The following is a 26,901-nucleotide window of genomic DNA, read 5'->3' as shown; positions in this document are numbered from 1 at the left end:
ATATTTTTATTGGTTAAAAACGTGAATTCTTAATTGTAATATAATATTTTCTTTGAATAAAATTAGGAAATAGGTGGATTGACCCGTAAAACAAATGTTTGGTACAATGGAGCGGTTAGAAAAGTAATTTATACATACAAACATATAGTATGACTATTTGAATAAAGAACTGAGAAAAGCCCTTCATAGGGGATTAGTTTATAACGAGGTGAATGGGGCATTGTTATCGGAATTATCGATTAGAAACTTTGCTATTATTGAGGCATTAAATATTTCTTTTCAAAAAGGATTAACGGTTTTAAGTGGTGAAACAGGGGCCGGAAAATCGATTATTATTGATGCGATTAGTTTACTTGTAGGTGGCCGTGGTTCAGCAGAATTTGTTCGATACGGAACAGAAAAAGCTGAGATAGAGGGGCTATTTTATGTGGAAGATGATAAGCATCCATGTATTGAAAAAGCAGAAGAGTTGGATATAGAAATAGAAGACGGCATGATTATTTTGAAGCGTGATATCGCTGCAAACGGAAAAAGTGTATGTCGTGTAAATGGAAAACTAGTTACCCTTAGTGTATTAAAAGAAATTGGAAAAACACTTGTTGATATTCATGGACAACACGAAACGCAAGACTTAATGAATGAAGAACGTCATCTATTTATGCTCGATCATTTTGATGGAGAGCGTATCGTTAAACAATTAGATATATACCAAAACGTATATGCTGACTATGAGAAATTAAAAAAACAGTTGAAATCGTTAAGTGAAAATGAACAACAAATGGCACATCGTTTAGATTTAATTCAATTTCAGCATGAAGAAATCCGTAAAGCGGATTTAAAGATAGATGAAGAAAATGACTTAACTGAAGAACGATTGCAAATTTCTAATTTCGAAAAAATTTACAAAGCATTAGGGGATGCGTATCGCTCGTTAAGTGCTGACGGACAAGGGTTAGATAATGTACGAAGCGCAATGGGACAAATGGAGAGTATTACACATTTAGATGAAGTGTATCAAGAAAATCATGATTCCATTGCCAATAGTTATTATTTATTAGAAGAAGTTGCCTATCAACTAAGAGAAAAGCTCGATATGATGGAATATGATCCGAATCGCTTAGATGAAATTGAAACGCGTTTAAATGAAATTCGTATGCTAAAGAGAAAATATGGAAATACTGTAGAAGAGATTTTAGCGTATGCTGATAAAATTGAACAAGAAATTTTTACGATTGAAAATAAAGACGTTCATATTGAAACGACGAAGAAACAGTTGAAGGAATTAGAAAGTGTTATTCTGAAAGAAGCAACGTTGTTAAGTAATATGCGTCATGAACTTGCAGAGCATCTTACAAATGCCATTCATCAGGAATTAAAAGAATTATATATGGAAAAAACAAAATTTGAAGTGAGAATTATGAAGCGAGAAGGAAATGCAGAAGAGCCTCTCGTGGAGGGAGCACCGGTAAGACTTACAGCGGATGGTTACGATCATGTGGAATTTTATATTTCAACAAATCCGGGTGAGCCGCTAAAACCACTTTCAAAGGTTGCTTCTGGCGGAGAGTTATCCCGTATTATTTTAGCTTTAAAAAGCATTTTTTCTAAGCATCAAGGTGTTGCATCTGTTATTTTTGATGAAGTGGATACTGGTGTAAGTGGCCGGGTCGCACAGGCTATTGCGGAAAAGATTTATCGAGTATCAGTAAACTCACAAGTACTTTGTATTACGCACTTACCTCAAGTAGCTTCAATGGCGGATTCGCATTTATTTATTCGAAAACAAGTAGCAAATGATCGAACAATTACATCAGTTACCGTTTTAACTATGGAGGATAAAGTAACAGAAATAGCTCGAATGATTTCTGGTGTGGAAATTACAGATTTAACGACAGAACATGCGAAAGAATTACTTACGCAAGCGCATCATTTTAAACAGACAGCAGAGGCTATCCAGTAATGGATAGCTTTTTTTCTCAAATGATGATTTCTTAATTCTTCCGGTTATAAATAAAGCATTGCAAGGAGAGATTAAAAAGTGAAGCCAAAAGGCTGAATGTGGGGTAGGAGCGAGGAGAGTGAACAAATTGAAATTAGAAAGATTTCGCAAAATAATAGGTATTTTTCTCCTTGTTTCTTTAGTTTTTATTGGGTGTTTTAAACCGCTTCGGACGTTTATTTCATCTCCGAAGCAACTTGTTGTTTTTGAAGGACAACAATCAGAAATAGCTTCATTACCAGTATTTAAAGCTTCATCTACAGATCGTCATGTGTTTACAGTAAGTTCAAATGAACAAAAACAAGGACTTATGGTAAATTCTCATCAAAATGGTGAAGCAGATATGGTGTTTCAGCTTGCTGGTTTTCCAGTGAAAAAAGTAAATGTGAGAGTATTAAAAGATTTCAAAGTTATTCCAGGTGGACAATCAATTGGTGTAAAGTTAAACACAAAAGGGGTACTTGTTGTAGGCCATCATTTAATTCAAACTGAAAAAGGGAAAGTATCTCCTGGTGAAACAGCTGGTGTGCAAATTGGAGATATGATTACTGAAATTAATGGTAAAACAATTGAAAGAATGAGTGATGTAGCACCATTTATTCATAATAGTGGGGAAACAGGCGAACCGCTTAATCTCGTTTTGCTAAGGGATGGAAAGCATATCCGCACTAAATTAACACCACAAAAAGACAGTGGAGAATCGTCTTATCGCATTGGTTTATATATTCGTGATTCGGCAGCTGGAATCGGAACAATGACATTTGTTCATCCTGATTCTATGAAATATGGGGCACTTGGTCATGTTATTTCTGATAATGATACGAAAAAGCCGATTCAAGTCGAAGATGGACAAATTATGCGTTCGACAGTTACATCAATTGAAAGAGGTAGTCATGGGAATCCAGGGGAGAAATTAGCGAGGTTCTCACCTGATCGTGAAGTGATTGGCAATATTACAATAAATAGTCCATTTGGTATTTTTGGCAAATTGAATACAAATATGACAAATGGCGTAATGGATAAAGCAATGCCTATTGCACTATCTCATCAAGTAAAAGAAGGACCAGCAAAAATATTAACGGTTATTGATCAAGATAAAGTGGAAGCGTTTGATATTGAAGTTGTGAGTACAGTACCGCAAAAGTTTCCGGCAACAAAAGGCATGGTAATAAAAGTAACAGATAAACGTTTATTAGCGAAAACAGGTGGTATCGTACAGGGGATGAGCGGAAGTCCAATTGTACAAAATGGAAAGGTAATTGGCGCTGTTACACATGTATTTGTAAATGATCCAACATCAGGATATGGTGTTCATATTGAATGGATGTTACATGAGGCTGGAATTAACATTTATGATCAAGAAAGAAAAGCGAGCTAATTAATAATTAGCTCGTTTTTCTATTGAAAAATTCGTTGAAATTTTGTAAAAGCTCCGCAAGAGGTGTTTTTTGTTGTAAAATAAAAGGAAAGGGTTGAACGTTTCGTTGTTTTTCTATGATGGAATGTGTTGCGAAAAGGAATAATTAAACGATAAACATATTTTTTTGTGATTTTATCGGAAAGTAACAAACTTTAAAAGGGAATTTTCACACAATTGTCGAACAATTCATGTAGCCTAGAAGGATACACATGTCGGAGAATCGATTCGGTAAGGGAGGAAAAGCTGTGGAGAAAATTAAAGTATGTCTTGTGGATGATAATAAAGAATTAGTATCAATGCTAGAGAGTTATGTAGCTGCTCAAGAGGATATGGAAGTAATTGGTACTGCTTATAATGGTCAAGAGTGTTTAAATTTATTAAAAGATAAGCAGCCGGATGTACTTGTATTAGATATTATTATGCCACATTTAGATGGGTTAGCTGTACTAGAGAAAATGCGCCATATTGAAAGGTTAAGACAGCCTAGCGTAATTATGTTGACAGCGTTTGGACAAGAAGATGTGACGAAAAAAGCAGTTGACTTAGGTGCGTCATATTTCATATTAAAACCATTTGATATGGAGAATTTAACGAGTCATATTCGTCAAGTGAGCGGTAAAGCGAACGCTACTATTAAACGTCCACTGCCATCTTTCCGATCAGCAACAACAGTAGATGGAAAACCGAAAAACTTAGATGCAAGCATTACGAGTATCATTCATGAAATTGGTGTGCCTGCTCATATTAAAGGGTACATGTACTTAAGGGAAGCAATTTCTATGGTGTACAATGACATCGAATTACTTGGATCTATTACGAAAGTATTGTATCCAGATATCGCGAAGAAATATAATACAACAGCAAGTCGTGTCGAGCGTGCAATCCGTCACGCAATTGAAGTAGCATGGAGTCGTGGGAATATCGATTCTATTTCGTCCTTATTCGGTTATACAGTATCCATGTCAAAAGCAAAACCTACGAACTCTGAGTTCATCGCAATGGTTGCGGATAAGTTGAGACTTGAACATAAGGCTAGCTGAGAATAGAAGAAGTAAGGGATTTAAGTTTTAATAAAGCTTAATAATTCTTGAAATGTATACTCGATAGTAAATTTAAAACCAATGAACTTTTTAATTAATGACCAATGAATGTTAGAATTCGTTGGTCTTTTTATTGTACATGTTCGAAGTGAAGGTTAAAATGAATCATGGTATATCCAATGAGGGATTTTAGCAAGGAAGCCATTCATGATATAATAGAAAATAATAAAAAGTCCTGCGAAACAGGACTGTATTATTCTTCGTCTTTATTTTGTTTTTCTAATTCAACTAACTTTTGAATTAAAATGTGCTGCGGCATATGCATAAGTTGTTCAAGTGGAACGCCTAATGCTTTTGATAGGCGGACTGCAGTGTCTGGAGAAATTTGTAATGGTCTCATAGAAGTACCTCCTTTTTCGTATAGTATAGCATAAGATTGGGGGAGTGAGGATGACTCTTATATTTGCGCATCGTGGTGCAGCGGGAACGTACCCAGAAAATACGATGATTTCATTTGAAGCAGCTGAATCTTTTAAGGCAGATGGAATTGAGCTGGATGTTCAATTAACGAAAGACGGAAAGGTTGTCGTCATTCATGATGAAACAGTGAATCGGACAACGAATGGAAAAGGTGCGGTTCGAAATTATGTATATGAGGATTTATGTAAATTAGATGCGAGTTATAAATTTGGTGATAAAGTAGGATTTTGTAAAATACCTCTTTTAGAAGAGGTGTTAAAATGGATTGAAAAAACAGAGTTGTTACTTAATATTGAACTTAAAAATAATAAAATTCCATACAGAGGTTTAGAAGAAGAAGTTATAACGCTTGTACGGAAATTTAATCTAGAAGATCGTGTTATATTTTCTTCATTTAATCATTACAGTATGAAAAGGTGTCATATGATGGCTCCAGATATTCAAACAGCGATTTTATATCGCGAAGGTTTGCATAGTCCGTGGGCATATGCAAAAAAAATGGGGGCTACAGCAGTGCATCCTAATTATCGTTATCTTCAAGATGCTGTTGCCGAACTAACGATGGAAAGTGATGTAGAGGTTCGGCCCTATACAATTAATGAAGAAACACTTATGCGTAAATATTTTGATATGAATATTTCGGCGATTATTACGGATTATCCTGAAACGGCAAGAACATTATTGCCAATAAAAAAATGAGACCGCTTGTAACGGTCTCATTTTTTTATTTGTAAATAGTAGGGCTTTCCTATCTTCGAAAGCGAGCTTGTACTTTATTTCGTTTACGATCTCGGTGTAAGACGAAACCACCAAAGATATAAAATCCGAGCGCGAAGCAGAGAGCCCCGATTAAAAATTGTAACCATAGTATAGAGAGTGGAGGAAATAAAATCCCGAATACGGTATCTCTCATTAACTTAATGCCAAACACAGCTAATGAAATAGGGATGAGTGCTAATAATAGAGCAAGGTAACGCTGCATATAAATGCTCCTTTTCAGATTATTTTGTTTATTTTAATGATGTTATATGAAAAGGGGGTTTGTCAAGAGGGGGCTGAACGAGTAAGATAAGGGTGTGAAAAATTTTGCAGAGATACTCCGAGAGGAAGTGTAATATATGAAACAAAAAGTTTTAATTGTTGGTGCAGGTGAAGGTGGTAGTACACTGCTGCGTCTGTTACAGAGTTCGAATATATTTCAAATTATAGGGATTATTGATATAAATCCGATAGCAAAAGGGTTACAGATGGCAAAGGAATACGGGATTGCAATTGGAGAGAGTGTGACTCCGTTTCTTTCTATGCACATTGATGTAATGTTTGATATGACAGGTGACGATGATTTACATAAAGATTTATTAAAGAAAAAGCATAAAGATACTCTTCTTATACCAGGTGATATTGCAAAAATTGTTACGAGATTAGCACATGAGAAGGAAAATTTAATTGGAAAGTTAGAAGAGCAAACGCAGCAAGGTGATTTAATTTTAAACTCTACGCATGACGGTATGATAGTGATTGATCAAGAAGGACAAGTTCGCCTATTCAATAAAAGTGCAGAACGTATTATCGGATATAAAAAAGAAGATGCGGTAGGGAAATATATTTTAGAAGTTATTCCGACTAGTAAGTTGCTTCGTATTATACGTACGAAACAAATAGAAGTAAATTATGAACTGACGCTTGAGAATGGAAAGAAAATTATTACAACCCGTATTCCAATATTAAAAGAGGGAGGAGAAGTGCAAGGGGCATTTGCGATTTTTAAAGATATAACAGAGGTTGTAGATCTTGCGGAAGAAGTTACAGATTTAAAGGAGATTCAAACGTTACTTGAGGCGATTATTAACTCGTCTGAGGAAGCCATTTCGGTCGTGGATGAAAAAGGTCGAGGGTTAGTAATTAACCCTGCATATACGAAATTAACAGGTTTAACAGAAGAGGACATTATTGGAAAGCCGGCTACAACTGATATTGTAGAAGGTGAAAGTATGCATATGAAAGTACTTCGAACGCGTAGGGCGGTACGAGGCATACATATGAAAATCGGACAAAAAAAGCGAGATGTAATTGTAAACGTAGCACCAGTTATTGTGGATGGAATATTGAAAGGGAGCGTCGGTGTAATTCGCGACGTATCAGAAATTCAAAAATTAACAAATGAACTGAATAGAGCAAGGCAAATCATTCGAACGTTAGAAGCGAAATATTCATTTGATGACATTGTCGGAAATTCAGATGAAACAACGGCTGCTATTGAACAGGCGAAACTGGGGGCGAATACACCAGCAACAGTGTTGTTACGCGGGGAGTCAGGGACAGGTAAAGAATTGTTTGCGCATGCTATCCATAATGGAAGTAATCGGAAATATAATAAGTTTGTTCGTGTAAATTGTGCGGCTATTTCGGAGACGTTGTTAGAAAGTGAATTGTTTGGTTATGAGGAAGGGGCGTTTTCTGGCGCGAAAAGAGGGGGAAAACGTGGATTCTTTGAGGAAGCGAATAACGGCAGCATCTTTTTAGATGAAATAGGGGAACTATCTGCAAATACGCAAGCGAAACTCCTTCGCGTTTTGCAAGAGAAAGAAATTGTAAAAGTTGGTGGAACGAAAGCAATTCCTATCAATGTCAGAGTAATTGCAGCGACGCACGTGAATTTAGAAAAAGCCATTCTAGAAGGGAAGTTTAGGGAGGATTTATATTATCGATTAAATAAAATTCCAATTCAAATTCCATCTCTTCGTCAGCGTAAAGAGGATATACCGGCAATCGCAGACAGATTAATTCAAAAAATCAACCAAGATTATGGCCGAAATATAGAGGGGCTCACTAATTCTGCTATTTCATATTTACAATCATATGAATGGCCAGGGAATGTGAGGGAACTTGAAAATATTTTGGGGAGAGCTATTATCTTTATGAATTATAACGAGACCTATATTGATGTACAACATTTACCGCCACTACATAACGAAGAGCAAGTGGAGTCAAAGCAAGCGCATTTATTGCCTGAGTTAGAAGAAAAGCCACTTGAGCATTTAGTGACGGAGTTTGAAGGGAATATCATTCGTGAATATTTAGAGAGATTTGGTGGAAATAAAACACAAACAGCAAGAGCGTTAGGAATTTCGGTTCGAAATTTATATTACAAGCTAGAAAAGTATGAGTGTGCAAAAAATAGCATGCAATAAATTGCGTACCGTGCAATTTATTGCATGGTATACAAAAAGTGACAAAATAAGACAGAATCTTTTGTTATTTTCCAAAGTATTGATTTTACTGTGTTTTGAATGCGTTTTCATTATTGGTAAGACCACTTTTGAAAGTTGGCACGGTATTTGCTTAATAAAAAGACGAGGGACGACGGAAAGGGTTGATTACAAAATATGAAGTTAGAACACTTAATTGATCAAGCGGCAGGCCAGCCTAAAAAAACTGTGGCTGTAGCAGTAGCTGAAGATCATGAAGTAATTGAAGCTGTAGCGAAAGCAATTACATTACAGCTAGCTCAATTTCGTCTATATGGAAATCAAGAAAAAATAATGGGGATGCTACAAGAACATAGTTTACAAACTTCAGAACATATTGAAGTGATTGCAACACAGTCAAGTGCTGAGGCTGCAGAACTTTCTGTTAAAGCTGTAAGAAATGGCGAAGCAGATGTGCTTATGAAGGGGAACATCCCAACAGCAAATATTTTGAAAGCTGTATTAAATAAAGAGTGGGGACTTCGTAAAGGTAGCGTACTTTCACACGTTGCAGCATTTGAAGTTCCAAACTACAATCGTCTCATTTTTGTTACAGATGCAGCGATGAACATTGCACCTGATGTAACACAAAAAGCTGCTATTATACAAAATACTGTAGAAGTTGCCCGGGCAATAGGAATTGATTTGCCGAAGGTAGCACCAATTGCAGCGGTAGAGGTTGTGAATCCTGCGATGCAAGCGACAATTGATGCAGCGATGTTAACTCAAATGAATCGCCGCGGACAAATTAAAAATTGTGTCGTTGATGGACCACTTGCTTTAGATAATGCAGTATCACAAATTGCAGCAGAACATAAAGGCATAGTAAGTGATGTAGCAGGTAAGGCAGACATTTTACTCGTCCCAACAATTGAAGCTGGAAATGTACTATATAAATCACTCGTATACTTTGCGGATGCAAAAGTAGGAGCAATGATTGCTGGCGCAAAAGCACCGATTGTTTTAACATCTCGTGCTGATTCAGCAGAAACAAAAGTATATTCATTAGCATTGGCAGTTGCCACTGCTTCAAAATAAACCAAATAGGGTAAAACATTAGGGGGAAACGACAATGGCATTAGAAATCTTCGAATACTTAGAAAAATATGATTATGAGCAAGTGGTATTTTGTCAAGATAAAGAATCAGGTTTAAAAGCAATCATTGCAATTCATGATACAACACTTGGACCTGCTCTTGGTGGAACAAGAATGTGGACATATGATTCTGAAGAAGCGGCGATTGAAGATGCATTGCGTCTTGCAAAAGGGATGACATACAAAAACGCAGCAGCTGGTTTAAACTTAGGTGGTGCGAAAACAGTAATTATCGGTGATCCACGTAAAGATAAGAGCGAAGCAATGTTCCGTGCATTAGGTCGTTATATTCAAGGACTAAACGGACGTTACATTACAGCTGAAGATGTTGGTACAACAGTAGATGATATGGATATTATCCACGAAGAAACTGACTTTGTAACAGGTATTTCACCATCATTCGGTTCTTCTGGTAACCCATCTCCAGTAACTGCATACGGTGTTTATCGTGGTATGAAAGCTGCTGCGAAAGAGGCTTTCGGTACTGATAATTTAGAAGGAAAAGTAATTGCTGTTCAAGGTGTTGGTAACGTAGCATATCACCTATGCAAACATTTACACGCTGAAGGCGCAAAACTAATCGTTACAGATATTAATAAAGAAGCTGTACAACGTGCAGTAGAAGAATTCGGTGCAACAGCAGTTGAGCCAAATGAAATTTACGGTGTTGAATGTGATATTTACGCACCATGTGCATTAGGCGCAACAGTTAATGACGAAACTATTCCACAACTTAAAGCAAAAGTAATTGCAGGTTCTGCAAATAACCAATTAAAAGAAGATCGTCACGGCGACATCATTCATGAAATGGGTATTGTATACGCACCAGACTATGTAATTAATGCAGGTGGCGTAATTAACGTAGCAGACGAGTTATATGGATACAATAGAGAACGTGCATTAAAACGCGTAGAATCAATTTATGACACAATTGCAAAAGTAATCGAAATTTCAAAACGCGATGGCATTGCAACTTATGTAGCAGCTGATCGTCTAGCTGAAGAGCGCATTGCAAGCTTGAAAAACTCTCGTAGCACATACTTACGCAACGGTCACGACATTATTAGCCGTCGCTAATCATTCATATATTACTTTTACAAAAGGTGTGGTTACCTCTTATGAGGTTTCCACCTCCTTTTGAATTTATTAGTGGAGGTAGCAACAGTGTCTGTAAATCGAATTCTTGTTATTAATCCGGGTAGTACATCCACAAAAATTGGTGTTTTTGATAATGAAAGACCCGTTTTAGAAGAAACTATTCGTCATGACGAAGAACAGATTGGAAAATATAAGCGAATTATCGACCAATATGAGTTTCGTAAAGAAACGATCTTAGAAGTTCTACATTCTCACGGTATTAACATTTCAAAATTAAACGCAGTTTGTGGCCGTGGGGGATTACTTCGTCCAATCGAAGGCGGAACATACACAGTAAACGATGCGATGTTAGAAGATTTAAAAAATGGTTTTAGCGGTCATCATGCTTCAAACCTTGGGGGCATTTTAGCATATGAAATAGCTTCTGGATTAAATATTCCGGCATTCATTGTAGACCCTGTCGTTGTAGATGAAATGGAGCCTATTGCTCGTATAAGTGGTATTGCTGGTATGGAACGCAAAAGTATTTTCCATGCATTAAATCAAAAAGCAGTTGCTCGTAAAGTAGCTGAACAGTTAAATCACAAATATGAGGATTTAAATTTATTAGTTACACATATGGGCGGCGGTATTACAGTTGGTGCTCATAAAAAAGGAAGAGTAATCGATGTAAATAACGGTTTAAACGGAGAAGGCCCATTTAGTCCAGAGCGCGCTGGTACAGTACCAGTAGGGCAACTAGTAGAAATGTGTTTCTCTGGTGAGTATTACCGAGATGAAATGATTAAAAAACTTGTCGGACAAGGTGGACTTGTAAGTCTTATCGGTACAAATGATGCGATTAAAGTAGAACAAATGGTTGAAAAAGGTGATCCTGAAGCAACTCTTATTTATAAAGCTATGGCATATCAAGTTGCAAAAGAGATTGGCGGAGCTAGCGCTGTACTTCACGGGAAAATCGATGCAATCGTATTAACTGGTGGACTTGCTTACAGTAAAATCCTTGTTGATGAAATAAAAGAACGAGTAGACTGGATTGCAGATGTTATCGTACATCCAGGAGAAGATGAATTACAAGCATTAGCAGAAGGGGCACTTCGTGTACTACGTGAAGAAGAAGCTCCAAAAGAATATATTGTACGTGAAAAAGAAACGGTAGCTAGGGGTTGAGATAATGGCAAAAGAATATGATTTAGTCATCGTTGGCGGCGGTACTGGTGGATATGTTGCTGCAATTCGTGCATCACAACTAGGGTTAAAAACTGCACTTGTTGAAAAAGAAAATCTTGGTGGTACTTGTTTACACAAAGGATGTATTCCTAGTAAAGCCCTTTTACGTAGTGCGGAAGTATACGCAACTGCTAAAAAAAGCGAAGAGTTCGGAGTTATTGCAAGTAATGTAGAACTAAACTTTGCAAAAGTACAAGAGCGTAAAGAGAAGATTGTAACGCAACTTCATAAAGGTGTTCAGCACTTAATGAAACAAGGTAAAATTGATGTGTTTGAAGGTATTGGCCGTATTCTTGGCCCATCTATTTTCTCTCCGATGCCAGGGACAATTTCAGTTGAACTTGCAAGTGGAGAAGAGAATGAAATGTTAATTCCAAAAAATGTACTTATTGCAACAGGTTCTCGTCCGAATTCATTACCAGGTTTAGAATTAGACGGAGAGTATGTAATGTCTTCCGATCATGCCCTAAAAATGGAAACGCTTCCTAGCTCGATTATTATCGTTGGTGGCGGTGTAATTGGTATTGAGTGGGCATCTATGCTTGCTGACTTCGGTGTAGAAGTTACAGTATTAGAGTATGCGAAAACGATACTACCACTAGAAGACCAAGACGTTTCAAAAGAAATGCAACGTCTATTCAAGAAAAAAGGTATTAAAGTGGTAACTGGTGCAAAAGTATTACCAGAAACATTGGTAAAAGATAATGGAGTAACAATTCAAGCTGAACATAACGGTGAGAATAAAGAATTTAAAGCAGAAAAAATGCTTGTATCTGTAGGACGACAAGCCAATACGCAAAATATTGGTTTAGAGAATACGGATATCGTTGTGGAAAAAGGATACATTCAAACAAATGAGTTTTATCAAACGAAAGAATCTCATATTTACGCAATCGGTGATGTAATCGGTGGCTTACAGCTTGCTCACGTTGCTTCTCATGAAGGAATTGTTGCAGTAGAACATATTGCTGGTAAAGAAGTTACACCAATTGATTATTCTATGGTATCAAAATGCGTATATAGCAGTCCGGAAGTTGCTTCTGTCGGTTTAACAGAACAAGAAGCGAAAGAAAAAGGCTATAAGCTAAAAGTAGGTAAGTTCTCATTCCGTGCAATCGGAAAAGCGCTTGTATACGGCGAATCAGATGGTTTCGTAAAACTTGTAGTTGATGAAGAAACAAATGATATTCTCGGTGTTCATATGATTGGACCGCATGTAACAGATATGATTTCTGAAGCGGGTCTTGCAAGAGTACTTGATGCAACACCTTGGGAAGTAGCACATACAATTCATCCGCATCCATCATTATCTGAGGCGATTGGTGAAGCAGCATTAGCTGTAGATGGAAAAGCGTTACACGCATAAAAATGTGGATTTAGGAGGTTATGAAAAATGGCAGAAGTAAAAGAAAAGCGCCATGAAGAGCTTGGCTTAAGTGATGAGCAAGTATTAGAAATGTTCCGTACGATGTTACTTGCACGTAAAATTGACGAACGTATGTGGTTATTAAACCGTGCTGGTAAAATTCCATTCGTAATTTCTTGTCAAGGACAAGAGGCAGCACAAGTTGGAGCAGCATTTGCTCTTGATAGAGAGAAAGATTATGCATTACCATACTACCGTGATATGGGTGTTGTACTAGCGTTTGGTATGACAGCGAAAGAACTGATGCTATCTGGTTTCGCGAAAGCTGGAGATCCAAACTCTGGTGGTCGTCAAATGCCTGGTCACTTCGGTCAAAAGAAAAATCGTATTGTGACAGGTTCATCTCCAGTAACAACGCAAGTACCACATGCAGTTGGTATTGCATTAGCTGGAAAAATGGAAAAGAAAGATTTAGTAACGTTTGTTACATTCGGTGAAGGTTCTTCCAACCAAGGTGATTTCCATGAAGGTGCAAACTTTGCTGGCGTACACAAGTTACCTGTTATTTTTATGTGTGAAAATAATAAATACGCAATCTCTATTCCAGTTGAAAAACAATTAGCATGTAAAAATGTATCAGACCGTGCAATTGGATACGGTATGCCTGGATATACAGTAGACGGAAACGATCCGCTTGCAGTATATAAAGCTGTAAAAGAAGCAGCAGACCGTGGCCGCCGTGGTGAAGGTCCAACTTTAATTGAAACAGTATCATATCGTTTAACAGCACATTCAAGTGACGATGATGATCGTGTTTATCGTGATAAAGAAGAAGTAGAAGAAGCGAAGAAAAATGATTCAATTGTAACATTTGCTGCTTATTTAAAAGAGGTTGGCGTGTTAACTGAGGAATCTGAAAAACAAATGTTAGACGAAATTATGCATATCGTAAACGAAGCAACAGAATATGCAGAAAATGCTCCGTATGCAGCACCTGAAGATGCATTGAAGCACGTATACGCAGAATAGGGGGGAACGTTTCATGGCTGTAATGTCTTATATTGATGCTATTACATTAGCAATGCGCGAGGAAATGGAACGCGATGAGAAAGTATTCGTTTTAGGTGAAGATGTTGGTAAAAAAGGTGGCGTATTTAAAGCGACACACGGATTATATGATCAATTTGGTGAAGATCGTGCGCTAGATACACCACTTGCAGAATCTGCAATCGCTGGGGTTGCAATTGGTGCAGCAATGTATGGAATGCGTCCAATCGCTGAAATGCAGTTTGCGGATTTCATCATGCCAGCAGTAAACCAAATTGTTTCTGAGGCAGCAAAAATTCGTTACCGTTCTAATAATGATTGGACTTGTCCAATCACAGTTCGTGCGCCATTTGGCGGCGGTGTTCACGGTGCGTTGTATCATTCACAATCTGTAGAAGCGATGTTTGCAAACCAACCTGGTTTAAAAATCGTTATCCCTTCTACACCATATGATGCAAAGGGTTTACTAAAAGCTGCAATTCGTGATGAAGATCCAGTATTATTCTTTGAGCATAAACGTGCATATCGCTTAATTAAAGGTGAAGTGCCAGAAGATGATTACGTATTACCAATCGGAAAAGCAGATGTAAAACGTGAAGGTGATGATATTACTGTTATCACATACGGATTATGTGTTCATTTTGCTCTTCAAGCAGCTGAAAAGTTAGCGCAAGATGGCATCTCTGCACATATTCTTGATTTACGTACTGTATATCCATTAGATAAAGAAGCAATCATTGAAGCAGCTTCTAAAACAGGTAAAGTTCTTCTTGTAACAGAAGACAATAAAGAAGGAAGTATTATGAGTGAAGTGGCAGCAATTATCGCTGAAAACTGTCTATTTGATTTAGATGCACCAATTGCGCGTCTTGCAGGTCCAGACGTTCCAGCAATGCCATATGCACCAACAATGGAAAAATTCTTTATGGTAAATCCAGATAAAGTTGAAAAAGCAATGCGTGAACTTGCGGAATTTTAATCGGGGGGACTATACATGGCTGTAGAAAATATTACAATGCCTCAGCTCGGGGAGAGCGTTACAGAGGGTACAATTAGTAAATGGCTCGTTAATGTTGGCGATCACGTAAACAAATATGATCCGCTTGCAGAAGTAATGACTGATAAAGTAAATGCTGAAGTACCATCTTCTTTCACTGGTATTGTGAAAGAGTTGATCGCTGGTGAAGGTGATACGTTAGCTGTAGGTGAAGTAGTTTGTGTGATTCAAGTAGAAGGCGCAGATGAAGTAGCAGCAACAGCTGTTGAGGAAAAAACAAAAGAAGAACCAAAGGCAGAAGTAGCTACGCCTGAAAAAGCACCGAAAGCAAAACAACCAACTGATGGAAAACCTCGTTTTTCACCAGCTGTGTTAAAACTTGCAGGTGAACATAACGTTGATTTAGATCTAGTAGAAGGTAAGGGAGCAAACGGCCGTATCACTCGTAAAGATATTTTAAAGCTAGTGGAATCAGGAAATATTCCGCAAGCAGGTGCGGCGAAGAAAGAGGAAGCGGTAGCGGCAGTAGTAGAAGCGCGTCCGGAAGCACCAAAAGCAGCGCCAGTAGCACAAAAAGTAGAAGCTGCGAAACCAGTTTCTGTACCAACAATGCCTGGCGATATCGAAATTCCAGTAACAGGTGTACGTAAAGCAATCGCAGCGAACATGTTACGTAGTAAACACGAAGCGCCACACGCTTGGATGATGATTGAAGTAGATGTGACAAACCTTGTGTCATACCGTAATTCAATTAAAGGTGATTTCAAAAAACGCGAAGGCTTTAACTTAACGTTCTTTGCTTTCTTCGTAAAAGCAGTAGCACAAGCGTTAAAAGAGTATCCTCAAATTAATTCAATGTGGGCTGGCGATAAAATCGTTCAGAAGAAAGATATTAACCTTTCTATCGCTGTTGCGACAGAGGACGAACTATTTGTACCAGTAATTAAACACGCGGACGAGAAGACAATTAAAGGTATCGCTCGTGAAATTACAGAACTTGCGGGAAAAGTACGTACGAAATCGTTAAAAGCGGACGAAATGCAAGGCGGAACATTTACAATTAATAACACAGGATCATTCGGTTCTGTTCAATCTATGGGTATTATTAATTACCCACAAGCGGCTATTTTACAAGTTGAATCAATTGTAAAACGCCCAGTAATTATGGAAAATGGTATGTTCGGTGCTCGCGACATGGTTAACTTATGTTTATCACTTGATCACCGTGTACTAGATGGTTTAATTTGTGGTAAGTTCTTAGGACGTGTAAAAGAAATTTTAGAAAATACGTCAGAAAATAATACATCTGTATATTAAATAAAAAGCTCGCTTATGCGAGCTTTTTATCATCTTATTTCTTCATCTACATCCTACTATATGTATAATACCTTTCCCAGTAATCTTACAATGAACCATTATGTATTAGGAATTTATGAAAATACATTGCTGATATATGGTATATGGATATAAAATAAGAAAAGAATAATTTTTTTGGCAAATCTTACTGACGAAACTGTAGTATAATATATTGTATTGTATGAAAAAGAGAGTTATTCTATATAAGTGTTTTATAGATAATGTGTAATCAGTCGTCAAAACATGAAGAATGTTGACTCCTGGTTTTTTATTTTGCTGTAACAATGTTTCAGGAGGATGTCATGAAAAGAAGTACCGAGTTTCTAAAAAGTTTAGATGTAAAATTAATTTTAATTTTGTTAGCATTATGTGTTACAAGTATAGCTGCTATATATAGCAGTCAGCAAACTGGCCAATATGGAGAGGCAAACTTTGCGATGAAACAAGGTTTGAACTACATAATTGGGGTTGTATTGTTATTGCTTGTTGCAAGCATCGACTTAGATCAATTACAAAAATTGTCTTGGCCACTTTATATCGTTGGATTTGCTTCACTTATTCTTTTGAAAATACTACCGGTTTCCAATTTCACACCTGAAAAATTAGGTGCAAAAAGATGGTTTGTATTTCCACTAGTTGGACAAATTCAGCCATCTGAGTTTTTCAAAATTTCATTGCTTCTCGTAGTAGCAAGTATAGCAGTGAAACATAATGCGCAGTATATGGCAAGGACATTTCAAACGGACTTAAAATTAGTAGGTAAAATTATGCTAGTATCCCTCCCGCCTATGGCTGTTGTATATAGCCAACCGGATACGGGGATGGTGTTCTTATACGCTGCTGCCATTGCATGTATTTTATTTATGTCAGGTATTCAGAAGAAATTGATAGCGTTATGTACAGTTATTCCAGTCACCATACTATCCACGTTAATATTTATTTACGTAAGGTATGAGGATTTCTTCTTTAATAAGTTAGTTACGCTACTAAAACCGCACCAACAATCACGTATTTTAGGTTGGTTAGATCCATTTGAACATACAGATCAAGGTTATCAAACACAGCAATCAATTTTAGCTGTAGGTAGTGGCGGTATGGAAGGGAAAGGGTTTGGCGAAGGGAATGTTTATATCCCTGAGAAGCATACAGACTTTATTTTCGCTACAATTGCCGAAGAAGGTGGATTTATCGTAGCAGCGTTAGTTGTATTCTTGTTCTTATTACTACTATATAGAACAATTATTATCGGTTATTCTGCTGATAATTTATTCGGTACATTATTATGTGCTGGGTCAATTGGGATATTAACGGTTCAAATATTCCAAAATATCGGTATGATTGTTGGATTAATGCCTGTAAAAGGGATTGCATTACCTTTCTTATCGTATGGGGGAAGTTCCTTGTTCTCGAATATGATTATGATGGGTCTCATATTATCGGTACGAAAAACGTATAAAAAGTATATGTTTTCCGTTAAGTAAAAAAAGCTGGTTCGTTTTTAAACGAACCAGCTTTTTTACATATATACTCATAAACGTTGCAAACTAAAACAGACTAGCAGTTTAGGATGTAAGGAGTGCAAAGTGATGCATATGCATATTTTTGAGGGAGCACGGCATCTTTCTAATAGTGAATGGGTTATTCGGGCTATTATAGCATACATATTTTTAATATTAGTTGCGAAAGCGATGGGGCAAAGGTCCATCGCACAACTTCGCTTTTTAGATGTTGTATTGGTGTTATTGCTTGGCGGGAATATTTCTAACGCATTGTCTGATGAAAAAGTAGGATTAATGGGCTCGATGATTACAACGTTTATACTCGTTGTACTTCATATTATAAGTTCAGTTTTAATGTTGAAGTGGGATAGATGGAGACGCTTTTTAGAGCCAGCACCTATCATTCTTATACACAACGGCTCCATTGATTTTAGCAATTTGAAAAAAGCGAGAATTACCGTGGAATATTTATTTTCAGAACTTCGTATGCGAAATGTGAGCGATATTCAAACAATCAAATTAGCATTATGGGAAGCGAACGGTGTCGTTTCTATATTTCGGTATCCAGAATATGAGGCAGTTTCCCGACTTGATCTAAAAGTGGCGGGAAAAAAATCTCCAGTTTCTTTTGTATTAGTAAAGGATGGGAGCATTCAGCAAGATGTTCTTGCATTATTAGGGAAAACAGAAGAATGGGCGAGAGAATTTCTAGAGAAAAACGCAGAAGTTGAATCCATTTTGTTAGCTACAGTAGATGAAACACATAAAATAAATATTTTGTTAAAAAAATGAAAAATATACGCATTTTGTCGTTTCATACATATGATACAATAGTGTGGACAACGAAAAAGGAGGGATACGATGGGATATGTAGAAGAATTACGGAAAATAGTTGGTCATCGCCCTTTAATTTTAGTTGGTGCTGTTGTACTCGTTATAAATGAAAATAGATATGTATTATTACAACAAAGAACAGAGCCTTACGGAAAATGGGGGCTGCCTGGTGGATTAATGGAGCTTAGTGAATCACCAGAAGAAACTGCTTTTCGTGAGGTATACGAAGAAACAGGAATAAAGGTGAAGAACCTACGATTAATCAATGTGTTTTCTGGAGCGAACTATTTTACAAAATTAGCAAACGGTGATGAATTTCAATCTGTAACGACCGCTTATTATACGGACGAATACGATGGAGATTTTGTTATGAACAAAGAAGAAGCGGTTCAGCTTAAATTCTTCCCACTAACAGAACTACCTGACTATATTGTTGGGTCGCATAAAAAAATGATTAGTGAATATATGAAGATTATGGAAAAAAAGATATAATAATAGTGAAAGAAATACAAAAACACAGTTCTGGTTGGTAGTCCAGACGCATGATTTCATGTCAGTAACCTTCCCCTCCGGGATGTCCCGTATTTCTAATTTTTTTTAGGGGGGGCTGTCAATGGATTTGACAGTATATCACGATGGCCAATTTTTTGTTGGAATCATTACATGTAAAGAAAAAGGGAAGTTGTATGGAGCGAGATATATTTTTGGAACGGAACCTTCAGACGAAGAAGTGCTTATATTTGTGAACGGTTCAATGTTAGCGTATTTTCAGCACTTTGCAAAATGTGGCGTGGAAGTGAAAGAAAAACAGCGTCCCAAAAATATAAAGCGAATCATACGACAAGCTGCAAAAGAAGTAAATGTAAACCGCTTTACTAAGGCGCAAGAGGCAATTAGCTTATCTTATGAACTGCATAAACAAGAAAAGAAAGTGCAATCTAAGGAGAAGCGAGAGGCTGAAAAACAAAGAAGACGTTTAATCAAAGTACAAAAAGCAAAGCAAAAACATCGTGGTCATTGAGAAAAGGTGTTAGAGCAAGAGCTCTAACACCTTTTCTATGCTGAAATACAAGTAAACTTACTTGTATTTCATAAACATTAACTGGTAAGATACAAATAGGTAGTTTTAGAGGAGGGAAAAGATTGATTAATTTTAACTTTTTTATGAATGATGTTGTCCGCCAAGCGCGTGAAGAGATTGTCTCTGCTGGATATACAGAATTGACGACGCCAGAAGCAGTAGACGAAGCGTTTAAAAGAAATGGAACAACACTTGTAATGGTAAACTCTGTATGTGGTTGTGCAGGCGGTATTGCTCGTCCTGCTGCTGCGCATTCTGTACATTATGATAAACGTCCTAACCACCTTGTAACGGTGTTTGCAGGTCAAGATAAAGAAGCGACAGCAAGAGCTCGTGAATATTTCGAAGGGTATCCACCATCTTCTCCATCATTTGCTTTATTAAAAGATGGAAAAATTGTAACGATGGTAGAGCGTCATGAAATTGAAGGTCATGAACCGATGCAAGTTATTGCAAAACTACAATCGTATTTCGAAGAGAATTGCGAAGAACTATAATCAGTGGAGGTGGTTCATCCCAACTGATTATAAGTCCTTATAAAAATAAATGAAAAGGCGGTACGTCCACACTCAAGTGGATGTACCGCCTTTTTTTATTTCGTATTAAAATTTTTGGGATATGCATAGTTTTGTTATTTTATGCATCTTTTTATACACGGATAACTGTATTTTAACTCGTTTTATATTTATTTTTATTTTATATATTGCATAAAAATAAAAGTGCTGATACAATACAAACATCGAATAAATATTCTATTAAACTTTTAAATATACATTATTAGGGGGAAGAAAGATGAAGAAGTTATTATCAATATCGTTTGCACTTATTTTAATTGTAAGTATGTTCAGTGCTTGTAGTAATGGGGAAGAAAAGGCTACTGGAAAAAATAAAAAAGTACTCGTTATGGGGACTTCAGCAGATTATAAACCATATGAATACGTAGAAGCTTCAAAGAGTGATGAAATTATCGGCTTTGATGTTGATGTTGCTAAATATATCGGAAAAGAACTTGGTTATGAAGTGAAAGTGAAAGATATGGATTTTGGTGGTTTATTAGCATCTCTTAGCTCAGGAAAAGTTGATTTCGTAATGGCAGGTATGACGCCAACTGCAGAGCGTAAAAATAATGTTGATTTCACAGATATTTACTTTGTTGCGAAAAACATGGTCGTTTCTAAAAAAGACTCTAACATTAAATCTATAGAGGATTTAAAAGGGAAAAAAGTAGGGGTACAAACAGGATCTATTCAAGAAGAGAAAGCAGCAGAATTTAAAAAGCAAGTAGATTTCAAAGTTGAGGGACGTGACCGTATACCAGAAATCGTACAAGAAATTAAAGCTGGTCGTTTTGATGCTGCAATTATAGAAGACACAGTTGCTAAAAATTATTTAGAGAAAATGAAAGAGTTACAAGGAATTGAAATTAAAGAAGCTCCAGAAGAAGTTGGAGCAGCAATTGCCCTTCCGAAAAACAGTGATAAAACAGCTGAATTTAATAAAGTAATTAAAAAAATGCAAGAAAATGGAGAAATGGATAAATTAGTGAAGAAATGGTTTGGCAGCGAAAAATAAGCTGCCTTTCACTTTTCTGTGAGGGGAATGAAAAGAATGAACTTAGATTTTTCGGCGATTACGCCTTCGATACCATATATATTAAAAGGTCTAGAAGTTACTTTGAAAATTGTAGCAGTATCAGCTTTAGCAGGGTTTCTTTTAGGGACGTTATTAGCACTTTGCAAAATTGCTAGAATACGAGCATTAAATATAGCGGCAGATCTTTATACATCAATTTTCCGTGGTACACCACTTGTATTGCAATTAATGATTATTTATTTCGGTGTCCCGCAAATAATTGGTTATGAAATACCGGCATTCTTAGCAGCTGTACTTGCATTTAGCTTAAATTCAGGTGCATATATGTCAGAAGTAATCCGTGCCGGCATTCAAGCGGTTGATAAAGGACAAACAGAAGCGGCGATGGCTTTAGGAATTCCATACGGAAAAATGATGCGAAATATCATTTTTCCTCAAGCTTTAAAAAATATATTACCGGCACTTGTAAACGAGTTTGCGACACTTACGAAAGAATCGGCTGTAGTAACAGTAATAGGAGCAACGGATTTAATGCGTCGTGCTTATATCGTAGGCGGGGAGACTTTTAAATACCTTGAACCATTACTTTTTGTTGGACTCATTTATTATATGCTAGTCATTATTCTTACATTAGTCGGGAAGGCAATTGAAGGGAGAATGAAGAAAAGTGATTAAAATTGAAAACCTTCATAAATCATTTGGAAAAAACGAAGTATTAAAAGGGATTACAACAACGATTGAAAAAGGGGAAGTAGTAGCAATTATTGGACCGTCTGGATCAGGGAAATCAACATTTTTACGTTGTATGAATGTGTTAGAAGCACCGACAAATGGTCACATTTGGATTGGAACGGAAGAAGTAACGAATCCAAAAACGAATATTATGCACGTTCGTGAAAATGTCGGAATGGTATTTCAGCATTTTCACCTATTTCCTCATATGACTGTATTAGAAAATATTACGTATGCTCCTATCAATGTAAAAGGAGTAACGAAACAAGAAGCTGAAAAGAAAGCCGAAAAACTGTTAGAAAAGGTCGGCTTATTAGATAAAAAAGATACGTATCCAAATCGTCTTTCGGGAGGACAAAAGCAACGTGTAGCAATTGCAAGAGCGTTAGCAATGGAACCAGAAGTAATGTTATTTGATGAACCGACATCAGCACTAGATCCAGAGATGGTAAAAGAAGTGTTAGAAGTTATGAAATCATTAGTTACGACAGGAATGACAATGGCGATTGTTACACATGAAATGGGATTTGCAAAAGAAGTAGCAGATCGTGTTCTCTTTTTAGATGGTGGAAAGCTTGTAGAAGATAGTGCGCCAGCAGAATTTTTTGCAGCACCGAAAAGTGAGCGTGCGCAACAATTTTTACAAAAAATATTGTAATATGTAAAGGATACGTGAATAATAAGTAGAAAAGGATGACATTGTGTCATCCTTTTTTTATACTAACTGTAAATACGTTTATACATATAGGAGCAATGCTATGTTCAAAATTGGATACCGTACAGTAAAAACAGCAATAGGGACAGGCGCAGCCGTTTTTATTGCTCAGTTATTAGGATTAGAATTTTATAGTTCAGCGGGTATTTTAGTTATATTATGTGTACAAAATACGAAACGTAAATCACTTCAAGTATCGTTACATCGTTTTTTAGCTTGTGTATTATCAATGGTGTTCGCATTTTGTATTTTTGAAACAATTGGATATACACCACTAGCAATTAGCGTACTATTACTTACATTTATTCCGACTGCAGTCATGTTTAAAATTCAAGAAGGTATTGTTACGAGTTCAGTTATTGTGATGCATCTATATTCATTGAAACAAATTACATGGCTTATTGTTGGGAATGAAATTGCGATATTAACGATAGGGATTAGCGTGGCTCTATTAGTAAATATGTATATGCCAAGTAGTGAAAATAAGCTAAAAGAGTATCAAGGTAAAATAGAAAATAATTTTAAAACGATTTTGTTTGAAATGGTTGTATATTTACGAAACCGAGAAAGTAGTTGGAGCGGGGCAGAACTTATTGAAACTGAAAATATGCTAAATGAAGCTAGAGATTTATCGTTTAAGAAACTTGAGAATGCATTTATGCGAGAAGATGACTATTACTATCGCTATTTCAATATGCGTATGCAACAATTCGAAATTTTAGAGCGAATGATTCCGTTAGCAGCTTCTTTATCGTGGACATATGAACAAGCGGACATGATTGCGGATGTGGTTGAAAACATTGGAAATGCTATTAGCCCTCAGAGTACCGGGGTTATTTCTTTAAGGCAGCTTCAAGAAATGCGAGAATTATTTAGAGATATGCCATTGCCGGCTACACGTGAAGAATTTGAGATACGTGCGAAACTTGTTCAACTTGTATACGAAATGGAACAATATTTACTCATTAAAAGTCGCTTTAAAGGAAAGGATAATATAAAAGAACTTATATAGAAGGTAGGAATTATCTATGCCGTATCTTCTCTCTTTCCTATTATGTCTTTCTTTATCGCCTATTTGGCCTCTTGGTGATAATCCGCGTGCCGGTGATCCTTTCATTATTGTAAATAAAGCGACGAATAAACTAGCTTATATTGACGATGGAAAGATTCAAAAGGTTTTTCCAGTCGCGACAGGAAAAACAAATGAATTAACCCCAGAGGGAACTTTTGATATTGTAATGAAAGCAAAGGACCCATATTATATTGCGAAGAATATTCCTGGGGGATCACCGAAAAATCCACTTGGATCTAGGTGGATGGGATTTAATGCAAGAGGAACTGATGGGAGTAAATATGGAATACATGGAACAAACCAACCGAGTTCAATTGGAAAGTATATTTCACAAGGATGTATAAGAATGAAGAAAAATGATGTGGAATATTTATTTGATCGCATTCCAATTGGAACGAAAGTATGGATTGTAAAATCGAAAAAGTCATTTCAGCAATTGGCAAAAGAAAAAGGAGCCATTGCATATGAAAAAGTCAACGAAAAAGTTGGCTTTTTCTATTGTAATAAGTTGTCTTGACATGTGTACATAACCATGCGTTAATGAGAGTATAGAAAGATAAAATGAGATAAAGGGGTTGCTCATATGTACTTGAATCCAAAACTTTCGTATATGCAGTTTTTTATGGGATTTCTATTTATTATTACATTCATATTGGCAACTTTTAATATATGTTCTTATCTTGTAGCGATTGTATGTATGGCATTACTTAATCTTACTTTTGTTATTGGGGCATTTCAGCAGAAACAATATACAAGTTTTGTGATAGCACTTGTAATGTCATTTTTCTTTAGTATTGTAGCGATTGTGCTTTACATAAAATAAACCATCTCGATTTCGAGATGGTTTATTTTATTATGTGTAAAAAGTAAAAAAAGGACGAACAGATCGCCCTTTTTACCAAAACATACTTGCGCCAGCAAGTAATGTTGTTACAAGCATAGAAATTAGCATTACATAAATCATAACTTTTTGAGCTTTTTTATGCATCGTTAAACCTCCTTGCAAATCAGTACAATATCATTGTAACGAGAAATGATATTGTGGACAAGGGGGAGAGAAATGACAAAATTCGAGAAGTGTGTGTAAAGTATAACAGGAAATTTGTATGTACGTAGAGAATATATAAGAATGATAGGGTATAAGTTTTTTGTTATGCAAGCTGAAGAATGGAGATACGATGATGAAAATATATGAAACAAATCGTTTACATTTAAGGGAAATTGATGAGTCGTATGCTGAAAAAGTTCTTCAATATTACGACAGAAATCGTGAATTTTTAAAAGCCTGGGAAGAGTATAGACCGGATGATTTTTTTACGTTAGATTATCAAAAGAAAAAGTTACAAAAGGATAGAAAAGAGATCGCAGAAGGTAAAATCATCAGACTTTGGATTTTTAAAAAAGGTGATGATACGAAAATAATTGGATGTATTTCATTTAATTTAATTGTTCGTGGAATTTACCAATCTTGTGTACTCGGCTATAAATTAGATAAGGAAGAGTTAAACAAAGGTTATACGACAGAAGCGCTTAGAAAAGCGATTCAAGTTGCTTTTGAGGAATTTCAATTACATCGTATAGAAGCACCGATTATGCCACGAAATTTAGCATCTATACAAGTCGTAACGAAGATAGGTTTTCAGTATGAGGGCGTGTCTAGGAAGATGTTAATGGTTAATGGAGTGTGGGAAGATCATATGCGCTGGGTATTGTTAAATGAGTAATAGAAAGCAGATGGTTATCTAGACATATAAACCGTCTGTTTTTTGTCTTGTATTTCGAAACTTTTGCGAAATTCTGTTATAATTAATAGTGTTACATACATAATGGTAGTGCAGGAGGCGCAGTCTTATGATTAATCAAGAACGTTTAGTAAATGAATTTATGGAGTTAGTACAAGTAGATTCTGAAACGAAATTTGAAGCAGAAATTTGCAAAGTATTAACAAAGAAATTTACAGATTTAGGTGTAGAAGTATTTGAAGATGATACAATGGCTGTTACTGGGCATGGCGCAGGTAACTTAATTTGTACATTACCAGCAACAAAAGATGGTGTTGATACAATTTACTTTACTTCTCATATGGATACAGTAGTTCCTGGTAATGGAATTAAGCCTTCTATTAAAGATGGATATATCGTATCAGATGGTACTACGATTTTAGGGGCGGATGATAAAGCGGGATTAGCATCCATGTTCGAAGCAATCCGTGTTTTAAAAGAAAAAAATATCCCTCATGGTACAATTGAATTTATTATTACAGTTGGAGAAGAATCTGGTCTTGTTGGTGCAAAAGCATTAGATCGTGAGCGCATTACAGCGAAATATGGTTACGCGTTAGATAGCGATGGGAAAGTTGGCGAAATCGTTGTTGCAGCTCCAACACAAGCGAAAGTGAACGCGATTATTCGCGGGAAAACAGCTCATGCTGGTGTAGCACCAGAAAAAGGTGTATCTGCAATTACTATCGCAGCGAAAGCAATTGCGAAAATGCCACTTGGTCGTATTGATTCTGAAACAACTGCAAATATTGGACGTTTTGAAGGTGGTACACAAACGAATATCGTTTGCGATCATGTACAAATCTTTGCAGAAGCGCGTTCTTTAATCAATGAAAAAATGGAAGTACAAGTTGCGAAAATGAAAGAAGCATTTGAAACAACTGCAAAAGAAATGGGCGGCCAAGCAGATGTTGAAGTAAAGGTTATGTATCCAGGATTTAAATTTGCTGATGGCGATCACGTTGTAGAAGTTGCAAAACGCGCAGCTGAAAAAATTGGTCGTACACCTTCTCTTCACCAAAGTGGTGGCGGAAGTGATGCAAACGTAATTGCTGGACACGGAATTCCAACAGTTAACTTAGCAGTTGGTTATGAAGAAATTCATACAACAAACGAAAAGATTCCTGTTGAAGAATTAGCGAAAACAGCAGAATTAGTTGTTGCAATCATAGAGGAAGTAGCGAAATAATATAACAAAAAAGCGTGTAAATCAATTG

At 36.5% G+C, this 26,901-nt stretch carries 28 protein-coding genes; 25 read left to right on the top strand and 3 right to left on the bottom strand.

Annotated elements, in window-relative coordinates; translation table 11 throughout:
• Nucleotides 1-220 precede the first annotated feature (220 nt).
• From recN to spo0A, 3 genes are all read left to right on the top strand, one after another.
• Nucleotides 221-1,960 carry a DNA repair protein RecN gene (recN, locus tag ACTFNE_RS02360; protein ID WP_000947749.1) on the top strand — a complete coding sequence of 580 codons (1,740 nt, stop codon included), beginning with the start codon at nt 221-223 and terminating at the stop codon, nt 1,958-1,960.
• 118 nt (nt 1,961-2,078) lie between these two features.
• Entirely contained in the window at nt 2,079-3,377 is a 1,299-nt protein-coding gene (gene spoIVB / locus ACTFNE_RS02355; RefSeq protein ID WP_002028467.1) for a SpoIVB peptidase, read from the top strand.
• A 287-nt stretch (nt 3,378-3,664) separates the two neighbouring features.
• The gene (gene spo0A / locus ACTFNE_RS02350) at nt 3,665-4,459 is read left to right on the top strand and encodes a sporulation transcription factor Spo0A (RefSeq protein ID WP_014297988.1); all 795 of its coding nucleotides are present in this window, start codon (nt 3,665-3,667) and stop codon (nt 4,457-4,459) included.
• A 253-nt stretch (nt 4,460-4,712) separates the two neighbouring features.
• Here the strand turns inward: spo0A and ACTFNE_RS02345 are convergent, their stop codons facing one another.
• A complete protein-coding gene (locus ACTFNE_RS02345) occupies nt 4,713-4,859 on the bottom strand; it encodes a YycC family protein (protein ID WP_001247671.1) in 147 nt (48 codons plus the stop codon).
• A 50-nt stretch (nt 4,860-4,909) separates the two neighbouring features.
• On the opposite strand from ACTFNE_RS02345, the gene ACTFNE_RS02340 reads away from it, so the two are divergent.
• On the top strand, nt 4,910-5,638 hold the full coding sequence (locus ACTFNE_RS02340) for a glycerophosphodiester phosphodiesterase (protein ID WP_000172563.1): 729 nt from the start codon (nt 4,910-4,912) through the stop codon (nt 5,636-5,638).
• A 49-nt stretch (nt 5,639-5,687) separates the two neighbouring features.
• On the opposite strand, the gene ACTFNE_RS02335 is transcribed toward ACTFNE_RS02340, so the two are convergent.
• Nucleotides 5,688-5,921, bottom strand: a complete 234-nt coding sequence (locus ACTFNE_RS02335) for a DUF2627 domain-containing protein (RefSeq protein ID WP_001190187.1) — start codon at nt 5,919-5,921, stop codon at nt 5,688-5,690.
• A 136-nt stretch (nt 5,922-6,057) separates the two neighbouring features.
• Between ACTFNE_RS02335 and ACTFNE_RS02330 the strand changes: the two genes are divergently transcribed.
• The 19 genes from ACTFNE_RS02330 to ACTFNE_RS02240 all read left to right on the top strand — a co-directional run bounded on the left by ACTFNE_RS02330 (nt 6,058) and on the right by ACTFNE_RS02240 (nt 24,726).
• Nucleotides 6,058-8,130: a sigma-54 interaction domain-containing protein gene (locus ACTFNE_RS02330; RefSeq protein ID WP_046197849.1), complete on the top strand. Its 2,073-nt coding sequence runs from the start codon at nt 6,058-6,060 to the stop codon at nt 8,128-8,130.
• Nucleotides 8,131-8,325: 195 nt separating this feature from the next.
• Nucleotides 8,326-9,225 (top strand): phosphate butyryltransferase, encoded by a 900-nt coding sequence (gene yqiS / locus ACTFNE_RS02325; RefSeq protein WP_000763079.1) that lies wholly within the window; start codon nt 8,326-8,328, stop codon nt 9,223-9,225.
• Between the two features lie 34 nt (nt 9,226-9,259).
• A complete protein-coding gene (locus ACTFNE_RS02320) occupies nt 9,260-10,360 on the top strand; it encodes a leucine dehydrogenase (RefSeq protein ID WP_001162675.1) in 1,101 nt (366 codons plus the stop codon).
• Nucleotides 10,361-10,447: 87 nt separating this feature from the next.
• On the top strand, nt 10,448-11,551 hold the full coding sequence (gene buk / locus ACTFNE_RS02315) for a butyrate kinase (RefSeq protein ID WP_000115774.1): 1,104 nt from the start codon (nt 10,448-10,450) through the stop codon (nt 11,549-11,551).
• Between the two features lie 4 nt (nt 11,552-11,555).
• On the top strand, nt 11,556-12,977 hold the full coding sequence (gene lpdA / locus ACTFNE_RS02310; RefSeq protein ID WP_001051291.1) for a dihydrolipoyl dehydrogenase: 1,422 nt from the start codon (nt 11,556-11,558) through the stop codon (nt 12,975-12,977).
• A gap of 27 nt (nt 12,978-13,004) precedes the next feature.
• On the top strand, nt 13,005-14,006 hold the full coding sequence (bfmBAA, locus tag ACTFNE_RS02305) for a 3-methyl-2-oxobutanoate dehydrogenase subunit alpha (RefSeq protein WP_000852555.1): 1,002 nt from the start codon (nt 13,005-13,007) through the stop codon (nt 14,004-14,006).
• A gap of 13 nt (nt 14,007-14,019) precedes the next feature.
• Nucleotides 14,020-15,003 (top strand): 3-methyl-2-oxobutanoate dehydrogenase subunit beta, encoded by a 984-nt coding sequence (bfmBAB, locus tag ACTFNE_RS02300; RefSeq protein WP_000290076.1) that lies wholly within the window; start codon nt 14,020-14,022, stop codon nt 15,001-15,003.
• A 15-nt stretch (nt 15,004-15,018) separates the two neighbouring features.
• Entirely contained in the window at nt 15,019-16,338 is a 1,320-nt protein-coding gene (locus ACTFNE_RS02295) for a dihydrolipoamide acetyltransferase family protein (protein WP_270705364.1), read from the top strand.
• 341 nt (nt 16,339-16,679) lie between these two features.
• A complete protein-coding gene (locus tag ACTFNE_RS02290; protein ID WP_000831200.1) occupies nt 16,680-17,858 on the top strand; it encodes an FtsW/RodA/SpoVE family cell cycle protein in 1,179 nt (392 codons plus the stop codon).
• A 105-nt stretch (nt 17,859-17,963) separates the two neighbouring features.
• On the top strand, nt 17,964-18,668 hold the full coding sequence (locus ACTFNE_RS02285; protein ID WP_000550968.1) for a DUF421 domain-containing protein: 705 nt from the start codon (nt 17,964-17,966) through the stop codon (nt 18,666-18,668).
• 69 nt (nt 18,669-18,737) lie between these two features.
• Entirely contained in the window at nt 18,738-19,202 is a 465-nt protein-coding gene (locus tag ACTFNE_RS02280) for an NUDIX hydrolase (RefSeq protein ID WP_014481752.1), read from the top strand.
• Nucleotides 19,203-19,323: 121 nt separating this feature from the next.
• Nucleotides 19,324-19,731 carry a YjdF family protein gene (locus ACTFNE_RS02275; RefSeq protein WP_000366594.1) on the top strand — a complete coding sequence of 136 codons (408 nt, stop codon included), beginning with the start codon at nt 19,324-19,326 and terminating at the stop codon, nt 19,729-19,731.
• A gap of 143 nt (nt 19,732-19,874) precedes the next feature.
• Entirely contained in the window at nt 19,875-20,288 is a 414-nt protein-coding gene (locus ACTFNE_RS02270; RefSeq protein WP_001998211.1) for a BrxA/BrxB family bacilliredoxin, read from the top strand.
• Between the two features lie 295 nt (nt 20,289-20,583).
• A complete protein-coding gene (locus tag ACTFNE_RS02265; RefSeq protein ID WP_000735472.1) occupies nt 20,584-21,363 on the top strand; it encodes a transporter substrate-binding domain-containing protein in 780 nt (259 codons plus the stop codon).
• Between the two features lie 36 nt (nt 21,364-21,399).
• Nucleotides 21,400-22,059 (top strand): amino acid ABC transporter permease, encoded by a 660-nt coding sequence (locus tag ACTFNE_RS02260; RefSeq protein WP_001046921.1) that lies wholly within the window; start codon nt 21,400-21,402, stop codon nt 22,057-22,059.
• On the top strand, nt 22,052-22,774 hold the full coding sequence (locus ACTFNE_RS02255) for an amino acid ABC transporter ATP-binding protein (protein WP_000590218.1): 723 nt from the start codon (nt 22,052-22,054) through the stop codon (nt 22,772-22,774). The genes ACTFNE_RS02260 and ACTFNE_RS02255 overlap by 8 nt, the downstream gene beginning before the upstream one ends.
• 100 nt (nt 22,775-22,874) lie before the next feature.
• On the top strand, nt 22,875-23,843 hold the full coding sequence (locus ACTFNE_RS02250) for an aromatic acid exporter family protein (protein ID WP_439997956.1): 969 nt from the start codon (nt 22,875-22,877) through the stop codon (nt 23,841-23,843).
• A 16-nt stretch (nt 23,844-23,859) separates the two neighbouring features.
• On the top strand, nt 23,860-24,420 hold the full coding sequence (locus ACTFNE_RS02245; protein WP_001146558.1) for a L,D-transpeptidase: 561 nt from the start codon (nt 23,860-23,862) through the stop codon (nt 24,418-24,420).
• 66 nt (nt 24,421-24,486) lie between these two features.
• On the top strand, nt 24,487-24,726 hold the full coding sequence (locus ACTFNE_RS02240; protein ID WP_000281163.1) for a DUF3894 domain-containing protein: 240 nt from the start codon (nt 24,487-24,489) through the stop codon (nt 24,724-24,726).
• A gap of 72 nt (nt 24,727-24,798) precedes the next feature.
• On the opposite strand, the gene prli42 is transcribed toward ACTFNE_RS02240, so the two are convergent.
• Nucleotides 24,799-24,891 carry a stressosome-associated protein Prli42 gene (gene prli42 / locus ACTFNE_RS02235; protein WP_000549038.1) on the bottom strand — a complete coding sequence of 31 codons (93 nt, stop codon included), beginning with the start codon at nt 24,889-24,891 and terminating at the stop codon, nt 24,799-24,801.
• A 190-nt stretch (nt 24,892-25,081) separates the two neighbouring features.
• Here prli42 and ACTFNE_RS02230 point away from each other — a divergent pair, with 190 nt between their 5' ends.
• Both ACTFNE_RS02230 and ACTFNE_RS02225 read left to right on the top strand, forming a co-directional pair.
• Complete coding sequence (locus tag ACTFNE_RS02230; RefSeq protein ID WP_001993297.1) at nt 25,082-25,627, top strand: GNAT family N-acetyltransferase; 546 nt, start codon at nt 25,082-25,084, stop codon at nt 25,625-25,627.
• A gap of 127 nt (nt 25,628-25,754) precedes the next feature.
• The gene (locus ACTFNE_RS02225; RefSeq protein ID WP_000609811.1) at nt 25,755-26,873 is read left to right on the top strand and encodes a tripeptidase T; all 1,119 of its coding nucleotides are present in this window, start codon (nt 25,755-25,757) and stop codon (nt 26,871-26,873) included.
• Nucleotides 26,874-26,901: the final 28 nt, after the last annotated feature.

The organism is Bacillus cereus group sp. MYBKT111-2 (assembly GCF_051915205.1).
Lineage (GTDB): Bacteria > Bacillota > Bacilli > Bacillales > Bacillaceae_G > Bacillus_A > Bacillus_A paranthracis.
The sequence above is the reverse complement of the archived record's forward strand: the minus strand, read 5'-3'. Positions and strand labels throughout refer to the sequence as shown.